General features: G+C 71.6%; 16 protein-coding genes. 6 read left to right on the forward strand and 10 right to left on the reverse strand.

The window, feature by feature from the left end; all coding sequences use genetic code 11:
- Nucleotides 1–170: 170 nt before the first annotated feature.
- On the reverse strand, nt 171–3332 hold the full coding sequence (locus tag QC385_RS05305) for a D-alanyl-D-alanine carboxypeptidase (RefSeq protein WP_443032839.1): 3162 nt from the start codon (nt 3330–3332) through the stop codon (nt 171–173).
- A 144-nt stretch (nt 3333–3476) separates the two neighbouring features.
- On the opposite strand from QC385_RS05305, the gene QC385_RS05310 reads away from it, so the two are divergent.
- The 3 genes from QC385_RS05310 to QC385_RS05320 all read left to right on the forward strand — a co-directional run bounded on the left by QC385_RS05310 (nt 3477) and on the right by QC385_RS05320 (nt 5725).
- Nucleotides 3477–4232 carry a GOLPH3/VPS74 family protein gene (locus QC385_RS05310; RefSeq protein WP_059424097.1) on the forward strand — a complete coding sequence of 252 codons (756 nt, stop codon included), beginning with the start codon at nt 3477–3479 and terminating at the stop codon, nt 4230–4232.
- 232 nt (nt 4233–4464) lie between these two features.
- On the forward strand, nt 4465–5322 hold the full coding sequence (locus tag QC385_RS05315) for a helix-turn-helix domain-containing protein (protein WP_059424099.1): 858 nt from the start codon (nt 4465–4467) through the stop codon (nt 5320–5322).
- Nucleotides 5323–5533: 211 nt separating this feature from the next.
- A complete protein-coding gene (locus QC385_RS05320; RefSeq protein ID WP_114253634.1) occupies nt 5534–5725 on the forward strand; it encodes a DUF397 domain-containing protein in 192 nt (63 codons plus the stop codon).
- A gap of 107 nt (nt 5726–5832) precedes the next feature.
- Here QC385_RS05320 and QC385_RS05325 read toward each other — a convergent pair whose 3' ends face one another.
- The 3 genes from QC385_RS05325 to QC385_RS05335 form a co-directional block, all read right to left on the reverse strand.
- Nucleotides 5833–6711 carry a MerR family transcriptional regulator gene (locus QC385_RS05325; protein WP_279540093.1) on the reverse strand — a complete coding sequence of 293 codons (879 nt, stop codon included), beginning with the start codon at nt 6709–6711 and terminating at the stop codon, nt 5833–5835.
- A 71-nt stretch (nt 6712–6782) separates the two neighbouring features.
- Nucleotides 6783–7286 (reverse strand): glutathione peroxidase, encoded by a 504-nt coding sequence (locus QC385_RS05330; RefSeq protein WP_279540094.1) that lies wholly within the window; start codon nt 7284–7286, stop codon nt 6783–6785.
- Nucleotides 7287–7295: 9 nt separating this feature from the next.
- On the reverse strand, nt 7296–8282 hold the full coding sequence (locus tag QC385_RS05335; RefSeq protein WP_279540095.1) for an ArsR/SmtB family transcription factor: 987 nt from the start codon (nt 8280–8282) through the stop codon (nt 7296–7298).
- 71 nt (nt 8283–8353) lie between these two features.
- Here QC385_RS05335 and QC385_RS05340 point away from each other — a divergent pair, with 71 nt between their 5' ends.
- Nucleotides 8354–9541 (forward strand): MFS transporter, encoded by a 1188-nt coding sequence (locus QC385_RS05340; protein ID WP_279540096.1) that lies wholly within the window; start codon nt 8354–8356, stop codon nt 9539–9541.
- A 51-nt stretch (nt 9542–9592) separates the two neighbouring features.
- Here the strand turns inward: QC385_RS05340 and QC385_RS05345 are convergent, their stop codons facing one another.
- From QC385_RS05345 to QC385_RS05365, 5 genes are all read right to left on the reverse strand, one after another.
- Nucleotides 9593–10306, reverse strand: coding sequence for a hypothetical protein (locus tag QC385_RS05345; RefSeq protein ID WP_279540097.1), 714 nt, complete (start codon nt 10304–10306; stop codon nt 9593–9595).
- A gap of 73 nt (nt 10307–10379) precedes the next feature.
- Nucleotides 10380–11186, reverse strand: a complete 807-nt coding sequence (locus QC385_RS05350; RefSeq protein WP_279540098.1) for an SAM-dependent methyltransferase — start codon at nt 11184–11186, stop codon at nt 10380–10382.
- Nucleotides 11187–11324: 138 nt separating this feature from the next.
- Nucleotides 11325–11804, reverse strand: coding sequence for a hypothetical protein (locus QC385_RS05355; protein ID WP_279540099.1), 480 nt, complete (start codon nt 11802–11804; stop codon nt 11325–11327).
- A gap of 197 nt (nt 11805–12001) precedes the next feature.
- Nucleotides 12002–12676 (reverse strand): polysaccharide deacetylase family protein, encoded by a 675-nt coding sequence (locus QC385_RS05360; protein ID WP_279540100.1) that lies wholly within the window; start codon nt 12674–12676, stop codon nt 12002–12004.
- A 2-nt stretch (nt 12677–12678) separates the two neighbouring features.
- Nucleotides 12679–13362 (reverse strand): glycoside hydrolase family 11 protein, encoded by a 684-nt coding sequence (locus QC385_RS05365; protein WP_279540101.1) that lies wholly within the window; start codon nt 13360–13362, stop codon nt 12679–12681.
- 333 nt (nt 13363–13695) lie between these two features.
- Here QC385_RS05365 and QC385_RS05370 point away from each other — a divergent pair, with 333 nt between their 5' ends.
- Nucleotides 13696–14439: a VOC family protein gene (locus tag QC385_RS05370; protein ID WP_279540102.1), complete on the forward strand. Its 744-nt coding sequence runs from the start codon at nt 13696–13698 to the stop codon at nt 14437–14439.
- Between the two features lie 75 nt (nt 14440–14514).
- On the opposite strand, the gene QC385_RS05375 is transcribed toward QC385_RS05370, so the two are convergent.
- Nucleotides 14515–14916: a RidA family protein gene (locus QC385_RS05375; RefSeq protein ID WP_279540103.1), complete on the reverse strand. Its 402-nt coding sequence runs from the start codon at nt 14914–14916 to the stop codon at nt 14515–14517.
- Nucleotides 14917–15013: 97 nt separating this feature from the next.
- Here QC385_RS05375 and QC385_RS05380 point away from each other — a divergent pair, with 97 nt between their 5' ends.
- On the forward strand, nt 15014–15991 hold the full coding sequence (locus QC385_RS05380) for a helix-turn-helix transcriptional regulator (RefSeq protein ID WP_279540104.1): 978 nt from the start codon (nt 15014–15016) through the stop codon (nt 15989–15991).
- Nucleotides 15992–16009 lie beyond the last annotated feature (18 nt).

Consider the following 16009-nt stretch of genomic DNA (forward strand, 5'->3'; position numbering starts at 1 on the left):
CTTCTGTTCTCGTCTTCTCGTCCCGGCCGTGCCCCGTTGGTCAGCGGTTCACGGCCGCGCCGCCGCGGACGGCGGCCTGCCCGGTTCGCGACGCTAGCACGCACCCCGCCGGGCGGCGCCCGGACGGGCCGTTACCGGCGGGGTGCGGTCGTGCGGGCCGGCGAGCCGGCTCAGCCGATGCGCGTGAGCTTGTCCGCGAAGCCCGGCTCCACGAGGTCCTTCTGGAGGGCGACCGGGACCTTGACCGCGTTGGTGCTGCCGTCACCGACGGTGAGCGTGCCCACCTTCTTGCCGGCCTTCGCCGTGTGCGGCAGCTCGTCAGCGGCGAACGTCAGCTTGACGGACAGGCCCGCCCAGCCGACCGCCGTGACGTCCTCGGTGACGGCGACCGGCGTACGGCCGCCGAGGCCGTCGTCCGCGTACCCGACGACGGTGCCCTTCTTCAGGATCGTCGCCGACTCCAGCGCGCCCTGCGCGGCCTTGATCAGCTTGTCGCCCTCGTGCAGCGCGGCGCCCAGGATGGTGTTGTCCGGGCCGCCGGCGGGCTGGCGCACGACGGCGCCGACGATCCTGCGGGTCTCGCCGTTGACCTCTTTCCTCGCCGAGAAGACGAGGTTGCCGAGCGCCGAGGTGGTGGTGCCGGTCTTGATGCCGGTGACGTCGTTGTAGCCGACCAGGCGGTTCCAGTTGTCGTGCTTGGTGCCCTTGTAGTCGACGTACGACATCATCGCCGCGACCTCACGGAAGGCGGGCTGCTCCATGGCCGCCTTGGCGAGCTTCACCTGGTCCACGGCCGTGGAGACGGTGGTGTTGTTCAGACCCGACGGGTCGGTGTACGTCGTGTTCTTCATGCCGAGGTCCTTGGCGGCGTCGTTCATCTTGCCCACGAACGCCTTCTCGGACCCCGCGTCCCAGCGGGCGAGCAGCCGCGCCACGTTGTTCGCGGAAGCGATCAGGATGCTCTCCAGAGCCTCCCTCTGACTGATCTTGTCGCCCTTGGTGACGTCGACGGTGGACTCCTGGCCGGCGTCGGACTGGTCCTCGGCGGCCTGGTCGATGTCGATCTTCGGCCCGTCCGCACCGCTCTTGAGCGGGTGATCGCGGAGGATCACATAGGCGGTCATGACCTTGGCGACACTCGCGATCGGCACGGGCTTCTGCTCGCCGGAGGACCCGAACGTGCCGATGCCCTGCACGTCGAGCGCGGCCTGGCCCTTGGCCGGCCAGGGGATGTCGACCTTGCCGCCCTCGAAGGTGTAGCTGTCCTCGGCGGTGAGTTCCAGCGTGGGCGCCGGCAGCGGGCGAACGCTCTGCACGACGCCGAAGACGATCACCAGCAGCAGCACCAGCGGCGTCCAGATCTTCACCCGCCGCACGGCCGTCCGCAGCGGGGTGTCCGGCGGCGGCGGGGTGTTCGTCAGCTCGGCCAGCAGGTCCAGCGGCGGCCGCGGCGGCAGGGGCTGCTGGGTGGTCCGCTCGGGGCCGACGGTGGGGACGGGGGCGGTGGCGTCGGCCGGGGCGGGGGCGGTCGCCGGCTTACGGGCCGCCGGGTCGTCCAGCGGCTTGAGCGCGACGAACTTGCTGGTCCGCTCGGCGTCCTTCTCGGGCGCGGCCTTGGCGTCCTTGGTGTCCTTGGCGTCCTTGGTGGCACCGCCGAGCTTCAGCATGGTCGTCGGCTGATCGACCGGCGGCCGTACGGCTTTGAAGACGGCGGTGGGCTGGTCGACGGGGGGTTTCGCTTCGCCCTTGTCGGTGTCGGTGCCGTCCGACTCGGAAGCCTCGTCCGCGCCGTCGGCCTCGGCCGTCTCGGGCTTCTCGGGAGTGTCGTCGGTGTCGTCGGAGGTGGTCGTGTCCGCCGAGGCGTCCCCGGAAGCGCCGGTGGCGGAACGGTCCGCCTCGGGCTCGCCGGCCTCGTCCGAGTCTTCGGCCTTCGGCCGGTCCTGGACGCCGGTGGCAGCGTTGTCCGTGCCGTCGGCCTTCGGCCGGTCCTGGACGCCGGTGGCAGCGTTGTCCGTGCCGTCGGCCTTCGGCCGGTCCTCGACGTCGGTGGCGGCCTCGTCCGCGCCTTCGGCGTCTTGGCCGTCCCGGGCGTCCACGTCGGCCTCAGCGGCCTTCTCAGGCTTCTTGCCGTCCGTGTCGGCCTCCGTGGCCTCTTCCGCCCTCTCAGCCGCCTCCTGGCCGTCCTCAGCGCCCTTCCCGGCGCTTTCGGCCCGCTCTTCGGTTGCGGCAGGTTCCTCGTCCTGATCGGCCGAGGCGACCCACGCGGCCACGGCGTCCCGCAGCCGCCCGTCACTGGCGGTGGCGTCGTCCCCGCGCTCACCGGAGCCGGAGGACTCGCCGGAGTCCTTCACGACCTCCTCCGCAGACCGCTGGGACGCGCCGGCCGCCGTGCCTTCGGCACCGGTGTCGTCGGCGTCCTGCTCGGCGTCAGCGGCCGAGTCGGTCTCGCGGGGGTCGCGCTTGGTGTCGGCTGCCGTGCGCTCGGCGCCGGTGTCGCTCTCGTCCTGCTCGGCGTCAGCGGCCGAGTCGGCCTCGCCCGCGTCCTGCTCGGCGTCAGCCGCCGTACCCGCGTCGTCGGCGTCCTGCTCGGCGTCAGCCGCCGTACCCGCGTCGTCGGCGTCCTGGTCGGTGTCGGCGGCCGAGTCGGTCTTGCGGGGGTCGCGCTTGGCGTTGGCTGCCGTGCGCTCGGCGCCGGCGTCGCTCGCGTCCTGCTCGGCGTCAGCCGCCGCGCCCTCGGTGCCCGCGTCGCTCTCGTCCTGCTCGGCGTCAGCCGCCGCGCCCTGGGTGCCCGCGTCGCTGTCGCCCTGCTTGGCCTCAGTCACCGAGACCTCGGCACTGGTGTCGTCGGCGTCGTGCTCGGCCTCAGCCGCCGAGTCCGCCTCGCCCGAGCCCCGCTCGGCATCGGCGTCGGCCACCGTGCCTTCGGTGCTCGCCTGGCCCTCGCCCCGCTCGGCGTCAGCCTCTCGCTCGGCGTCAGCCGTCGAATCGGTCTCGCCCGTGTCCCGCTCGGCGTCGGCCGCCTCGCCCGGCTTCTCCGCCGTCCGGGCGGACAGCACACGGGTCGCCGTATCGGCGCCGCCCCGCTTCGCGGACCTCTCCGTGTCCCGGGCCACCGCGAGGCGCGGGTCGCGCTTGGGTGCGGCCTCGCTCCTGGCCTCGGGAACCGGACTCGCGCTCCCCGACGTCGGTTCTGCCGACGACTCGCGCTGCTTCGACCTGTCGGGGGACTCGCCCGCCACCGATGCCTCCTCCTCGCGCCGCACCACCCGCGTGCGCGTACCGAACCGTGAACCGCCGCCCGTGACACCGCTCCCCGGCGCTGTCCGAACCATGTACCAGTGTCCTGTGTGCGGACTGGACCCATCCGGTAGACGAGAACGACATACCTACTGGTTCCACTACGAACCGGTCACGCACCCTCGACAGACCAATGTGAGAGGGGTCACCCTGTCATTCATCCACGCGGGGAGGCATGGATGGGCAGGAGCCGCAGAACACTTCCGGAAGAGCTTCTGCTGCTGGCACTGGACCCGGCCACGGGTACCACTGCGCAGCCGCAGTCGCTCGACCTCGGTCTGGCCGGTGCACAGCTAGTGGAGCTGGCACTGGCCGGACGGATAGCCCCAGACGGGGATCGTATCGCCGTGGTTGTACCACGGCCGACTGGAGATCCAACTCTGGACTGCGCGTTGGAGTTGCTGCGAAGGCGCGGCGCTCCCGTACGGGCCGTTCACTGGATCGGCGGGCCACGATTGGGGCTCCGCCAGACCTACCTCAGCCATCTGGAGCGGTGCGGCATGGTGCATGCCGTGGCGGGCCAGATGTGCGGAGTGCTGCCGACGACTCGCTACCAGGCGACGGACAACGACATCAGCCGGGAGATCAGGGCCCGGCTGGACTCGGCGATCCGCACCGGCGTACCGCCGGACCCGCGGACCGCCGCGCTCGCCGCCCTGGCACACGCGGTCGGCCTCGGCAAGCACCTGTATCCGGGCAACGAGGGGCGCTCCTCTCGGTCCCGGCTGCGGGACCTGATCAGGCACGACCCCATGGGCGGACTCGTCGCGCACGCGGTGATGGACGTCCAGAACGGCGTGGCGGCCCAGCCGCGCCGCAGCCCGGCCCCGTCCGGCCGCCAGGCCGCCGGCGGAGCCAGGCCCGCACCGGAACCCGCCCGTGGTGTTCCGATGCAACCGCGCCACGGGACCATGGCGCGCGCCGTGGCCCACTGAGCCGCGCGGCGACCCGAGCACGACGCCGCGCCCACGAACCCGGTCACGGGAGCCGCTGTCCGAGCGGGGCGGGGAGAGCACACACTCTCCCCGCCCCGCTCGGCGTGTCTGTCCGAACTGGCGTGTACCCGTCGCATATCCACCGTTTCCCAGCGGTAGGAAGCACCTTGGTGGCAGTCTGCTCAGCAGCAGATACGCAAAGTAGAGGCACGCAGCCGGAGGTGCACGTCCCGTGGCGTCCAATGTCAATCCCACCGTCAGGCGGCGCCGGCTGGGCCAGGAGCTGCGTCGGCTCCGTGAGCTCAAGGGCATGACGGCCGAAGAGGTCGCCGAGCGGCTGCTGGTGTCCCAGTCGAAGATCAGCCGGCTGGAGAACGGGCGGCGCAGCATCAGCCAGCGCGACGTCAGGGACCTGTGCGGGGTCTACGAGGTCGAGGACCAGCGGATCGTCGACTCGCTGATGCAGATGGCCAAGGACTCCCGGCAGCAGGGCTGGTGGCACGCCTTCGGGGACATTCCGTACAGCGTCTACATCGGCCTGGAGACGGACGCCGAGTCGCTCAGGGTCTACGAACCCCAGATCATCACCGGCCTGTTGCAGACGCGTGCGTACGCCGAGGCCATCATCCGGGGCGGCTCGCCCGAGGCCTCGGAGGCGGACAACGACAAGCGCGTCGAGGTCCGGCTGCGCCGGCAGGGCCGAATCACCGCCGAGACGGACCCGCTGCGGCTGTGGGTGGTCCTGGACGAGGCGTCCCTGCACCGGGTCGTCGGGAGCCGGCAGGTGATGCGCGAGCAGTTGGAGCACCTCATCGAGATGTCGCAGCTGCCCCACATCACCGTGCAGGTGCTGCCGTTCGAGGTCGGAGCGCACGCCGGCATCAACGGGCAGTACTCGATCCTGGAGTTCGCCGACGCGGCCGACTCCAGCGTGGTGTACATCGAGGGCGTGACCAGCGACCTGTACCTGGAGAAGCCGCTCGACGTGCAGAAGTACACGGTGATGTACGAGCACCTGCGCGCCCAGTCGCTGAACGTGGACCAGTCGCGGCAGCTCATCGAGCGCCTCGCGAAGGATTACGCGCGCTGACCGTCCGTGGTCCGGGAACCTGCCTGGTCCGGGACCTTCCGTCCGGCAAAGCGCGGGATGCTACCCCCTGACACGCCTGACTGGAAGTCTCCCCTGGAATATGCCATCCGGTCGAGTGAATGACTGCTCCGAACGAGGATGTTGGCGAGTAGCGTCGATCACGCCAACCACCAGCACGGGTTGGCGTAAACGCAACTGCTACGGAGCGAACATGGCAATTCGTCTGGGCGCCACGGAAACGTGGACGACGTCGTCCTACACCAACAACAACGGCGCCTGTGTGATGGTCAGGTCGACCGTCGAAGAGGCCCTGGAACTCGGGGACACCAAGGTCCCCGAGGGCCCCAAGCTGGCGTTCCCCGCCGACGCGTGGAACGCCTTCGTGGCCTCGGTCAAGGCCTGAGCCACCGCTCGACAACAGCACAAGCACCACCGACAGAGCCCTCTCGACCAGCCTCGCCGTCCTTGCCGAGAGGGCTCCGCTTGTGCCCGCGTTGCCCCTGAGGGCGATCAGCTCACCGGGAACGCCACATCACACACCGGGTCGTCGGCTCCCGCCGCCTCCCAGTCCGCGAAGTACAGCTCCCGGCACGGACCGGCCGGGGCCAGTCCCCGAGCCGCCATCCACTCCTCCACCGCCTCGAACGCGGCCAGGATCTGCGGGTGCGCCACCTGCGCCTTGGTGATCCGGGTGCAGGCCAGCCGCCGGGCCGGCTCCACCCGTACCGCCGTCTCCCACGCCCGCCCGTGCCGTTCCGCCCAGGCCCGTGCCGCCGCCTCGTCGGCGACCGGCACGCACGCCTCCGCGGGGCCGTCGCTCTCCATCGACACCTCGGCGTGATAGGCGACGTACGGCACCCCGGTCATGCCCCCGCACTCCCGGGCCGCCTCCTCCAGCCGGCCCAGCGCCGCCCCGATCCACGTCGGCAGCTCGTCCGCCAGCGTGTGCCGCTTCTCGGTGATCACCACCTGCTCGGGCACGTCCACCGTCTCGACCGTGAACTTCCGGTACATCTCGGAGCTCCTCCCCGACAGTCGTCCACGGAGGTACTCGGCGAGCGTCCGCTGCCCCGCCACCCGCGCCTCGACGTCCGCCCAGTACGCGCCGAGCAGCTCCGCCGCCGTCGGCCCGTCGGCCGCCGCGACCACCTCGGCGATCCGGGCCAGCGGCATGTCCAGCTGCCGCAGCATCGCCACGAGCCGGGCCCGTTCGACCTGGCCTGCGCGGTAGTAGCGGTAGCCGGTGGCCTCGTCGACGTACGCCGGGGACAGCAGCCCCAGCCGGTCGTACAGCCGCAAAGCCTTGGCCGACAGCCGGGCGCGCGCGGCGAACGACCCGATGGTGAGCAGGTCACGGTCCGGTACGTCCACCACGGCATCCTCCGTCACCGGGCGGCTCTTCCGCCCGGTGACGAAGACGCTCGGCCCTGCCCCAGGGGCAAGGTCAACCGGGGCGGGAGTCAGGCCAGCTGCGCCTCGATCGCCGCCACGACCTCGTCCGACTCGGGCTCGGTCTGCGGGGAGAAGCGGGCGACGACCGTGCCGTCCCGGCCGATCAGGAACTTCTCGAAGTTCCAGCGGATGTCCCCGCTGTGCCCCTCGGCGTCGGCGAAGCCGGTCAGGCGGTCGTACAGCGGATGCCGGTTCTCGCCGTTGACCTCCACCTTCTCGGTCATCGGGAAGGTCACGCCGTAGGTCGCCGAACAGAAGTCGGCGATCTCCTCGGCGCTGCCGGGCTCCTGCCCGAGGAACTGGTTGCAGGGCACGCCGAGGACGGTGAAGCCGCGCTCGGCGTACCGCTCGTGGAGCTTCTCCAGTCCGTTGTACTGCGGGGTCAGGCCGCACTTGGAGGCCACGTTCACCACGAGCACCACCTTGCCCGCGTACTGGGACAGGTCGGCGGAACCGCCCTGGAGGGCGGCGATCTCGACGTCGAGGGGAGAGGAACCGTTGTCAGTCGTCATGAGCGGATGCTAACTCCGGCGGGTGTCGGGCCGACCCGTCCCGGCCTCCACCAGGACCTGCCCCGCCGCGGTGCGCGAGTACAGCACCGACCGGCCCGCCCGCCGCCGCTCGACCAGCCCGGCGTCCAGCAGCACCCTCAGATGCCGGCCGACCGAGCCGAGCCCCTGCCCGGTCACGGCGACCAACTGGCTGGTGCTCAGCGGGGAGTCGAGAAGGACGAGCACACCGGCCCGTGCGGCCCCGAGCAGCGCGCCGAGGCTCGCGGGCACGGTCCGGCCCCCGGAGTCGGCGAGCACGCCCGCGCACGCGTAGATCACCGCGTACCGGTCGGGCTCCTCCCAGGACACCCAGCCGGTCTTCGGGGTGACCGGCACGAACAGGAGCTCGGCGCCGGAGATCTCGCGGGGCGGGTACTCGTGCAGATTCACCTGGAGCCGGTTGTCGCCCAGCCACCGGGTCCGGCCCGGTCGCAGCGCGTCCAGCGCCGCAGCCCAGCCGCCCCGGCTCACCTGCGCGGTGCGGGCGACCACGTCCGCCTCCAGCACCCGCCGGCGCCGGTCCCAGTCCGGCCGTACGGTCTCGGTCCAGACGTACGTCAGCAGGCCGGCCGCGCGCTCGGGGAGGTCGTCCCGGTCCAGGGCGGGGGGAAGCGGGCCGGCGAGGGAGATCCGCAGATGGGCGTGGGCCTCGTCGGGGTGGGCCGCGCGCACCCGTGCCACCTCTTCCTCGAAGGTCTCCCGGTCTCTCGGGGCGGGCGTGAGGAAGTCGGCGATCCAGGACCGGCCCAGCCCGGCGCGGACGAGCAGCGCGGTCACGGGGTCGGCGGCCAGCCGGGCCCGGTAGCCGGGCCGGTGGTCGCGGAGCCAGGCCCGTTCGCCCGGGTGCGCGGGTGTGCCCCGGTGCAGCAGCTGGAGGCAGGCGAAGGTCTCCGCCAGCGGGGAGATCACGAACCGGCTCCCGGCCAGGGTGTCGGCGTTGATCTGCCACCAGCCCATGCGCACCCCCCGATGTTTCGCACCCGCGCGAAACAATAACCACGCGATCCGGGCCGCCGGAGACTCCCCGCATGCGCAGCTACCGCGAACTGTTCCGCACACCCGAGTTCACCCCGTTCTTCCTGGCCGCGTCGGCGCAGACGGTCGCCCAGACGATGGGCGGACTGGCGCTGGGCACCCTGGTGTACCGGGCGACCGAGTCGCCGCTGCTCTCGGCGCTGAGCATGTCCGGCTCGTCGCTGGTGCAGATGGTGGGCGCGATGTTCCTGCTCTCGGCGGCCGACCGGCTGCCCCCGCGCGCGGCCCTGACGGCCCTGCCCCTGCTCTTCGCGGCGGGCACGGCGGCCCTGGCCCTGCCCGGCCTGCCGATCTGGTCCCTCTTCGCGATCGTCCTGGCCATGGGGCTGGCGAAGTCGGTGGGCGGAGGCGTGCGCTGGGGCCTGCTGAACGAGATCCTCTCCAAGGACGGCTACCTGCTGGGCCGCTCGGTCTTCAACATGATGAGCGGCCTCATGCAGATCGCCGGATACGCGACCGGCGGCGCCCTCGTGGCCCTGCTCTCCCCACGGATCTCCCTGCTGGTGGCCGCCGCCCTCTACGTCCTCGCGGCCGCGGTCGTCCGTCTCGGCCTGACCAGCCGCCAACCCCGCGCGACGGGCCGCCCCTCGGTGTCGGCGACCTGGCGCGCCAACGCCCTGCTCTGGTCGTCCGCACCCCGCCGCCGGGTCTATCTGGCCCTGTGGATCCCCAACGGCCTGGTCGTGGGCTGCGAGTCGCTCTACGTCTCCTACGCCCCCGACTCCGCCGGCACCCTGTTCGCCTTCGCGGCACTCGGCATGCTGGCCGGGGACGTGCTGGTGGGCCGCCTGGTCCCACCGCGGCTGCGCCCCCGCCTGGGCTTCCCGCTCCTGCTGCTCCTGGCCGTCCCGTACGTGCCCTTCCTGCTCCGCCCGCCCCTCCCGCTCGCCGTGGCCGCGGTCACGCTGGCCTCGGTCGGCTTCGGCGCGAGCCTCGTCCAGCAGGAGCGCCTGGTGGTCCTGACGCCCGACGCGCTCACGGGCCACGCCCTGGGGCTCCACTCGGCCGGCATGCTCACGATGCAGGGCGTGGCCGCGGCACTGGCGGGTTCGGTGGCCCAACTGACGTCTCCGGCCGGTGCGATGACGGTCATGGCGACGCTGTCGGCCGGGGTGACGCTGGCACTGATGGCGGCGGGGAGGCGGGAGCGGCGGACGGCGGCACCGGTGCCGGGAGAGTGAGCTTCTGAGGGAAGGTCCGCGGGAAGGTCCGCGGGGAGGTCACGAAGGGTGTCACTCCTCGTCCTGGGCGCTCTCGTCCTGGGCGCTCTCGTCCGGGGCCCCGCCCTCGATGAGCCGTTCCGCGATGTCGTCGGCCCACTCCTGGGCCCAGCGGCGGAGTCCGGCGACGCCCGGGACGTCGAGGCCGTGGGCGGTGAACGCGCTGTCGTCGAGCCAGTCCATGCCGGTCAGCCGGGCCTGGAGGTCGGTGAGGTCGAAGGGCTCGGAGGCGTGGCGGCGGCCCAGTTCCTCCAGTTCGGGGTGGCTCCAGCGGGCCGAGGCGGCGTATACGTCGACCAGGTCGCGGGCGAGGCCACGGTCGGCCAGGTCCCGCACGCGGGTGCCGACGAGGTCGTCGAGGGAGAGGGCCGGTCCGAGCCCGGTCAGTACGGGCGGGCGCCACAGCACCTCCTTGTGGAGGCCGACCTCGTACTCCTCACCCGTCGCCGCGTCGGTGACGAGGAACTGGGCGGACAGCGGATCGCTCTCCAGCGTCCGCACGAGCCAGCCGCGCGCCACGAGCCCCGTCCGGACGGTGTCGGCGATGCCGTCCATCCCGGCGGGGTGCTCGGTGGCGACGTCCACGTCCGGTCCGGCCCGCTGCACCAGCCCGTGGGCCAGCACCGCGTGCCCGCCCGCGAGGACGAGGGCGTACGCCTCACCCACCGCGAGCAGATCACCGATGAGCCGCCGGACCGGCTCGGGGGCGGGGGCTGGTGCGGACATGTCCTGATTATCGCGTGGGGGCTTCACGGGGGCGCGACCTGCCACGACGGCGCGGCACCGACCACGGGCCCGGTTACGCCTTGCGGCCCACTCCGCAGTACGCGTCTACACCGGCGGCGTCCTCACCGGCCGCTCCCTCGGCAGGCTCCGGCCGCCACTCGGGCACCCGTACGACTCCTGGCTCCACCAGCTCCAGCCCGTCGAAGAACCCGGCGATCTCGGCGACCTCACGGACGTAATACGGCACGGCCCCGCTCGCGTTGTAGGCCTCCGACGCGGCGATCATGCCCTCGCTCGTCGCGGTGCTGTCGCTGATCACCAGGTGGCTGCCGGCCGGCAACCCCGCCATCAGCCGCCGCACCAGCTCACGCGCCCGCTCGTAGTCGGCGACGTGCCCCAGCGTGTTGAGGATCATCAGGCCGACCGGCCGGGACAGGTCGAGCGTGCCCGCGGCGGCCTCCAGGACCGCCTCCGGGTCGTACAGGTCGGCGTCCAGATAGGCGGTCCTGCCCTCGGGTGTGCTGGTGAGCAGGGCGTTGGCGTGCGCCAGCACGATGGGGTCGTTGTCGACGTACACGATCCGGGAGTCCGGTGCTACGCGCTGGGCGACCTCGTGCGTGTTGTCGGCGGTCGGCAGCCCGGTACCGACGTCCAGGAACTGCCGCACCCCCTGCTCGACGGCCAGATACCGCACGGCCCGTCCCAGGAACCGACGGCTCGTGACCGCCACGTCGACCAGGCCCGGGAAGATCGACTTGATCTGGTCGCCGATCTCGCGGTCGACCTCGTAGTTGTCCTTGCCGCCGACGAAGTAGTTCCAGAAGCGGGCCGAGTGCGGCTTGGACGTGTCGATGCGGTCACGCAGGCTGTCGTCGAGCACGGCAGGGCCTCCTGGGGGTGGGGGAAGGGGGACCGGTCCACCAACCTAGGTGAACTCCACACTCCCCTACGGACGTTGTCCGACCCCGTCCCCGGACCACCGTGGGGTTTCGGCCACGCGGAAGCGAGCCGCCGCCCGTCACGCCCCGCCGGAGGCCAAACCGCCCAGGCGCCGGCCCCCGGTCCCGCCGTCGTCCCCGTGCCGCCGCGTCGCCAGCCACACGCCGCGCCCCAGGGCCCACAGAACCAGCCCGGCGGCGACCGGCGTACCGAAGATGATCAGCAGCCCGGCACCGATGTTGGCCCCGACGCCCCCCGCGGTCAGGATCCGCCAGCCCACACCGGCCATGAGCCCGACGACCATCAGCGGCCCGAGCACCCCCCACCAGCGCCGGTCTATCGCCCCACGCCGCGCACCCCGCACGAGCACCCCGGCACCGACCCCCGCCAGCACCAGCGCGAACCCACCGGCACCGGCGGCCACACCGTCCCCGATGTCCCACGGCTGATAGGCGTAGTCCAGCTCACTCGCCGGCAACCCGTCGTAGTTCTGCTGCCCCATCAGCCCCCAGGCGGCGACAGGCACCCCGAGGACGAGCGCGGCCCCGGCCGAAAGCATTCCCCGATTCCTCATACCGCCATGGTCACTCGGGCCTGGCGGGCCGTCATGAGCACGCGTACTCGAGTACGACGGCCTACTCGCGTCCCCGCCCCGTGCCCCAGAACACGGACCGGCGCGACGGCACTTGTCGCCGCCGCGCCGGAAGTGCGCGCTGCCGTGCGGGTGTTCCCTGGGGCGTCCCCGTGCTCCCTTGCTCAGCCGGGAGCCACCGCACGCCCCGTCTGGGGGGAGATCATCCCCGCGCACAGGCCCCGGGCCGCCAGCCCCTGGGCGATGCGGGGGATCGCTGCGCGGGTGTTGGCGGACCAGTCGTGCATGAGGATGACCTGGCCGTTGGTGAGGCGGCCGGCGGCCTGGACGATCGCGTCGGTGCTCGCGCCGTTCCAGTCCTGTGAGTCGACGTGCCAGATGATCTCGGCGAGGCCGTGGCGGGCCGCGACCGACCTGACCGTCGCGTTGGTCTCGCCGTACGGCGGGCGGAACAGTTTCGGTGTGCCGCCTCCCGCGTTCACGATGGCCTGCTGGGTCCGGGAGATCTCGGAGTCGATCTGTGCCTGGTTCAGGCGGGTCAGGTGCGGGTGGGTGTAGCTGTGGTTGCCGATCCACATGCCGGCGGCCACCTGGGCCCGTACCAGGGACGGGTTGGCGGCTGCGTTCTGGCCCTGGTTGAACATCGTGGCCCGTAGCCCGTTCTGGCGCAGTGCGTTGAGCAGTCCGGTCGTGCTGCCGGACGGGCCGTCGTCGAAGGTGAGTCCGACGTATCCGTTGCATGCGGCGGCCTGGGACGGGGTGGCGGTGGTGAGGGTGGCGGTCGCGGCCGTCGCGAGGACGGCCAGCGTCGTGAGCAGTGCGCGTGCCCTGGTCCTCATCGTCACGGTCCCGTGTGCACGGTGATGTTGGAGTTGCCGCTGCTCTGGTAACCCTCGGTCGCCATGATCATGTAGTACTTGAAGTTGCCCATGCGCATGCCGGCCCGGGCCCAGGCGTCGAAGTGGTTGCCGGTCGTGATGGTGCCGCCCGTCCTCTTGGTCTGCCGGACGCTCCAGTACTGGTCGAAGGTCCGTACGCCCTCGACGGACGGGGCGTTGTACCGCGTGGTCTTGTAGATGTCGTACGTACCGCCGTCGCTGGTGACGGTGCCCTTGTACTGACCCGTGGGCCGGTACGTGCCCCAGTTGTCGACGATGTAGTACTCGACCAGCGGGTTCGCCGTCCAGCCGTAGAGCGTCAGGTAGGCGTTGCCGGACGGGTTGAACGTGCCGGAGTAGGACACGCTGCGGCGGGCTCCGGTGCTCCAGCCCTTGCCCGCGACGAAGTTGCCGGTGTTCCGCCATGAGGTGCTGTAACGGCCGCCCGCGGACAGGGTCATGGAGACCGTGCCCGGTGCGTCGGTCCAGAACGAGTAGAAGTAGCCGTTGTCGGTGCCGGTCCGGTTCGAGGTGACGACCGTGTCGGCGTGGGCGGTGCCCGGCAGGGCGATGGTCGCCGCCGCCAGCAGGAACAGGGTGCAGGCACTCCTGACGAGCAGCCGTAAGCGGCCTGATGACTTCTTCATGGGGGTGCTTCCTCCTCGTCCTCGTGGGGTTGGTCGATGGGGAGGTCGTGCCATCGGAGTGTTGGCCTGCCCCTGTCAACTGTCAATGCTTTCGGTGAGAGTTTCGAATGATTCGCGGACGGGAGTGGTTCGCCGGCGGTCGAATTTCGCAGTTCAGGCGGTAGTTGTAGGGAGGTTGAGTCGCGTCGGTCCGGGTCTCGCTGCCCGTGCCGTGCGGAGGCACATCTTCCGATACTCGAATGTTTCGAATCGTTTCCGGATCGCATCCTCGCGCCGGGACCGACATCACACTGCGTCAGGTCTCCTGGGGAGCGGGTGCATAGGATCACCGGCATGGCATTGCGACCAGTTCAGGTGAACATAAAGGCCCTTGACGACTCGGCGGTGGGCCGGTTCTGGGCGGAGGCGCTCGGCTGGGGTGTCTCCAGCGAGGGACCCGGGGTGACCAACGTCGAACCCGGTGGCGGCTTCGTCTGGCCGGACCCGGTCGCCGTCTGCGTCGACGTCGTCGCCGTCCCCGAACCCAAGACGGCGACGAAGAACCGCGTGCACGTCGATCTCGCCACGACCTCTGCGGCCCATCACGCGGAGTTGGTCGCGCGCCTCCAGGCCCTCGGTGCCACGCCCGCCCAGGTGGGCCAGGGCGATGTGCCGTGGACGGTCCTCGCCGACCCGGAGGGCAACGAGTTCTGCGTGCTGGAGCCCCGCGAGATCTACCGGGACACCGGGCCGATCGCCCGGGTCGTGGTCGACTGCACGGACCCGCGGGCGATGGCCCGGTTCTGGGGCGAGGCGACGGACTGGAACCTGCACGAGGTGACTGACGAGCGCGCGGTGCTGCGCTCCGCCAAGGACGTCGGCCCGTATCTCGAGTTCTTCCGCGCGCCCGGCGGGAAGACCGTGCCGGACCGCGTTCACATCGACCTGCTGCCGTACCCCGGTGACGATCAGGACGCGGAGGTGGCACGGCTGCGGGCCCTCGGCGCCACCGACCTCGACCTCGGCCAGGGCGACGTCCCGTGGAGGTGCCTGGCCGACCCGGAGGGCCACGAGTTCTGCGTCCTCGGCTCGTCCTGACGCGGAGCCTCGACGACATCCCGAGGGACCTGACCTGCTCCGCCCCGCAGACCCGGATGCGGGCGGAGCGGCGCGTCAGGGGCGGACGGCGAGCGCCTCGACCTCGAACAGCACGTCGGGCGTTGCCAGGCTCGCGACACCGATGAGGGTCTGCGTGGGCGGCTTGTCGCCCCAACTCTCCCGCACGGCCCCGGCGATGGGCCCCAGTTTGCCGACGTCATGGTTCACCACATACGTCCTCAGCTGGACGACATGGCTGAGGTCGAGCCCATGGGCGGCAAGAGCGACGCCGATGTTGCGGAACGTCTGCGCCACCTGCTCGGAGAAGTCGGAGGAGACGACCGTGCCGTCCGGGCCCGATCCGTACTGCCCCGAGATGAGCACCAGTTCCGTACCCGCGGGGACGGTGGCGGTGTGGCTGTAGCCGAACGGGACCGGGTCGTGTAAGCCGTCCGGATTGACAAGGGAGTGGGGCACGCGGATCACCTCTCGTGTGCGGCGGGTGTTCGTGGCGCTGGTAAGCCTCCCAACGAATTACGACATCGCGTGTCATGTATTCCAGTAGTGTTTTCGTATGCGCGCCGACCGGTTGGTCTCGCTGGTGCTGCTGCTCCGGCAGCACGGTCGGCTGTCCGCGGCCGCGCTGGCCCGCGAGCTGGAGGTGTCCACCCGCACCGTGCTGCGCGACATCGAGGCACTGTCCGCGGCCGGCGTCCCGGTCTACGCCGAACGCGGTCGGCACGGCGGTTTCGAGTTGCTGCCCGGCTTCCGGACCGAGCTCACCGGACTGAACCACGACGAGGCACTCGCCCTGCTGGTCGCCGGATCACGGCGCGGCGCGCAGGCGTTCGGCCTCGGCCCGGCGCTCGCCTCGGCCATGCTCAAGGTGGTCGACGCGCTCCCCGAGAGCCATCGGGCCACCGCGGCCGGCGCGGCGCAGCGAGTGCTCATCGACCCGGAGACCGACCTCCTCGCGCGACGGGTGGTCGCCGAGGAGGTGCCCGACGCGGTAGTGACCGAGGTCCGGCGCGCGGTGTTCGCCGGACACAAGCTGCGCATCCACTACGCGGCCGCGGACCAGACCCCGAAGTGGCGCACGGTGGACCCGATCGGCCTGGTCACCGTGCGCGACCAGGGCTACTTGCTGGCCACCAGGTCCGGCGCGGACCGCACGTACCGGCTGTCCCGCATCCTGGCCGCCGAGGAACTCGCCGAACCGGCACAGCGGCCGGACCGGGTCGATCTGGGCCGGGCCTGGCAGGAACGCAGCACGCGGTTCCGGACCGGCGGCGACCAAGTCACCGTGCTGGTACGGGTGGACCCGGCGAGGCGGCACGATCTGGTGGGCACCGCGGCCGTCCGCTCCGAGGAAACCGACGCGGACGGCCGGCTGCGGCTGGAAGTGACCTTCCAAGATCCGAGACACGCCGAATGGGCACTGTGGCACCTCGCCACGAACGCGGAGGCCCTCGCGCCGCAGTGGTTGCGCGACTCCCTGCGCGAGCGCGCCGCCGCGATCGCCACCTGCTACGGAGGGTCATCGCGAGAGTAGTGGGCCGAACTCGCCCAC

Origin of the sequence: Streptomyces sp. DH10 (genome assembly GCF_029813805.1) — a bacterium.
GTDB classification, from domain to species: Bacteria; Actinomycetota; Actinomycetes; order Streptomycetales; family Streptomycetaceae; genus Streptomyces; species Streptomyces coeruleofuscus.